This window comes from Rhodococcus sp. LB1 (genome assembly GCF_001583455.1).
GTDB lineage: Bacteria > Actinomycetota > Actinomycetes > Mycobacteriales > Mycobacteriaceae > Rhodococcus_F > Rhodococcus_F opacus.
In genome coordinates this window covers 1-3,023 of record NZ_LTCZ01000191.1, presented here as the reverse complement: position 1 = coordinate 3,023, position 3,023 = coordinate 1, and the positions used below count along the sequence as shown (strand labels likewise).

The window sequence follows — 3,023 nt, the reverse complement described above, 5'->3', positions numbered from 1 at the left end:
TAGAAATCGGACCGATCCGTCATCCGCGCCATACCGTCGACGATTCACGACAGGAACCGCGCGTACGTCGAATCCAGGACCTCGCTCATCGCCTCACGCAGCTTCGGCCGGCCACCCGGGTCGAGCAGAAAGCTGCACGGCGAGTTCCTCGAACATCTGGTTCCACTTCTGCACATCAACGGAGGTGACAGCATCCAACGCACTCATCAACATTGCCCTCTCGTCGCTACTCGCAGTCATCCCACATCCCGCGGATCACCCGGCGTCAGGGCAGTGGCAAAATTCACGGAATCCCCAAGCTCGACACCAGATCCGTGACGATGACCTCACCGGTACGCACCCGCAGCGGCGAAATGTCTTTCGACAACTACCAGGCCACCGGAAGCTCGTAGATCCCGTAGGCCTGCGAGTCCTCCTTGAACTTCAGCTCGGAGAAGTCGCAGGCAAGCTGCAGTGTCGGAATGCGACGGAAGAGCGTGCTGAAGACGACGTGCAGCTCGATGCGTGCCAGCTGCTGTCCGATGCACTGGTGCGGGCCCCACCCAAAGGTGATGTGGTGCGCCGCCGGACGGGCCAGATCCACCTTCTCGGGGTGGGGGAACGCCTCTGGATCCCAGTTCCCTGCGGGAAGGGAGACGATCAGCCCCTCGCCCGCCCGGATGGTCTCGCCTTCGAACTCGATGTCGTCGATCACCGCTCGCTTCGCCATCAGGTGCGGAATGGTCAAGTATCGCAACAGTTCCTCGACAGCATTTGCCACGAATTTCGAATCATCGGACCGCTCACGAAGCAACGCGAGCTGCTCATCGTTCTGCAACAGCAAACCCGTGCCCAGGGTGATCATGTTGGCGCTGGTGTCATGGCCGGCGACGAGCAGAATGTGTCCGAGGCGAGAGGCCTCGTCGAGCGTCAGCTCGCCGTCCTTCACGCGAGTCCCCAGGTCGGACAGGACGTCCTCGACCGGATTCGCCATCTTCGCATCGATGAGACCCGCGATGTATCGACGAAGTGTTGCGGAAGTCTCGGCGGATTGTTCCGGGGTCTTGTTCAGTGCGTTGGTGACACCGGCGTGCTCCTGGAAGAAGTCGTGGTCCGCGTACGGTACCCCGAGGAGTTCGCAGATCATCAGTGACGGCAGCGGCAGCGACAGTGCCTCGTTCAGTTCGGTCGGGTTGGGGCCGGCCAGCATCTGGTCGATGAGGTCGTCGGTGATCTGCTGAATCGCAGGCCTGAGCTTCTCCATCCGGCGACGGGTGAACGAACTCGTCAGCATCCGCCGCCAGTGGGCGTGGTCGGGGCCGTCGGTGTTGTTGATCGACGGAAGCGACTGGCCGGCATGTGCCTGCATGGCCACCGTCGTGTGCGGGTATCCCGGGCGCCATACGTTCGAGCTCACCCGGGGGTCGGTCAAGATCTCGCGCGCCGCTGCATGACCGGTCACGAGCCAGGGAGTATTGCCGTCCCAGGTCCTGACCCGACGAATCGGCTTGTCTTCCTTGTGCAGCTCGAGCATCCCCGGAGGCGGCGCAAACGGGCACTCCCCCGACCTGGCCATCGGAAATTCGACAATCTCCGCAGCCTTGGCGGTCTCATTCATGTGCGTCCTCTATCTGTCGTCTTCTACGCATGGCGATCGCGGAGTCGCGCTATTCCTCGATGACAATGGCGAGAGCCGGACACACCGCCGCTGCCCGGCGGACGTCATCCATTAACTCTGCCGGCGGAGACGGGTTCAGCAGCACGACGATTCCGTCCTCGTCACGCTGGTCGAACACCTCCCCCGCTGCACTGACACACTGTCCGGCAGCGACGCACTTCTCCTCGTCAATGACAATCTTCATGTCTCTCCTCGTGATCTTTCGGCCAATCGAGAGTTGCGAGCGCGGCGATCTCCGCTATCCCATACGCAACTGTCTCCACAGGCGTGGCCTTGCCTGTGGAAGTGGACTTCCGGCAGTCGAGAGCGACTCAACTCCGACATCCTTGCCGTACGGAATGTGACTGCAAACATATCTCGACCGGTCATTCAAATCAACAGCCCGTTGCCCGAGCTTTTGGTTCGATCAGGACCTGTAACCGAAGGTTGATCTCAGACGAGGTAGCGACCGCCGCTGACGCCGCGACGTTGTTCACCGTGATCCCCTCGCCGCGAACTCGACGGCAAGCGCCTTGGTCCAGCCGATGACACCGCCCTTCGACGCCGCAGAACGGCCGAGCGCCGGCGCGCCGATCTGCGCGGACGGAAAGTTTCACACGCCGGACCGAATCCGACTAGTCAAGTGCAGTAATAGATTCCGGACGAATCATGCCATCTCGTCATGACTGGACAAGACCAAGGAGCCACATGCTCCTCTCCACTGCCCACGGTCCCACGGACGAGACCGTCAGTCTGACCGGTACGAGGATTCTCGACCGCACCGATGGTCTGCAGTGGCGCTTCGAACAGCGCTCACTGTCCGTCACTGCACTCGGAATGCCCGAAGCCGACGGTCCGGGCGAGTGGCCCGGACCGTCGGTCGCGAAGATGGCGATCCGTCATACGTCTTGCGAGGATTCAGGACCGGTGCGCGATTTGCCTCTTCCTACTTCTGAATCCAGAGCGCCTCGGGGAGCACCGACCCCATCCCGTACTGCTGAATTCCACCGACGTTGCCGTTGGCGATGACACCAGGGGCCGCGCGGGTGTAGAAGATGACGGGGTTGAGTTCGACGAGGCGCTTCTGAACAGTCTCGTACGCCGCTGTACGTTCCGCCGGATCGGTGGCCATGCGACCCGCCTCCAACGCTGCGTCCATCTCGGGATCCTTGATGCCACTGGTGTTGCCGGCGGAGTCGCTGTGGAGCGAGGACCACAGGCGCGGTTCGGGATCAGAGAAGGCTACTGTGCTCACCAAAGTGTCGTAGTCCTTCTTGGCCATGATTTGCCCCACCTGGGCGAGATCGATCGTCCGAACATCAACCTTGATGTTGTTCAACGTACTGAGCTGCGTCTGTATCGCCTCGCCCAAAGCCTTGCCCGACGG

General features: G+C 61.7%; 2 protein-coding genes and 1 pseudogene. All 3 read right to left on the bottom strand.

Annotation, left to right across the window (positions count from 1 at the left end; genetic code table 11):
- Nucleotides 1–367: 367 nt before the first annotated feature.
- Nucleotides 368–1,597, bottom strand: a complete 1,230-nt coding sequence (locus AZG88_RS24380; RefSeq protein ID WP_061699478.1) for a cytochrome P450 — start codon at nucleotides 1,595–1,597, stop codon at nucleotides 368–370.
- Between the two features lie 49 nt (nucleotides 1,598–1,646).
- Nucleotides 1,647–1,841: a ferredoxin gene (locus tag AZG88_RS24375; RefSeq protein WP_061041861.1), complete on the bottom strand. Its 195-nt coding sequence runs from the start codon at nucleotides 1,839–1,841 to the stop codon at nucleotides 1,647–1,649.
- A 741-nt stretch (nucleotides 1,842–2,582) separates the two neighbouring features.
- A pseudogene (locus AZG88_RS24370) lies at nucleotides 2,583–3,023 on the bottom strand (ABC transporter substrate-binding protein); the annotation flags it as partial.

Excerpts from the sequence above, each read along its gene's own strand:
- AZG88_RS24380 (WP_061699478.1), bottom strand. The coding sequence starts at position 1,597 with ATGAATGAGACCGCCAAGGCTGCGGAGATTGTCGAATTTCCGATGGCC.
- AZG88_RS24375 (WP_061041861.1), bottom strand. The coding sequence starts at position 1,841 with ATGAAGATTGTCATTGACGAGGAGAAGTGCGTCGCTGCCGGACAGTGT.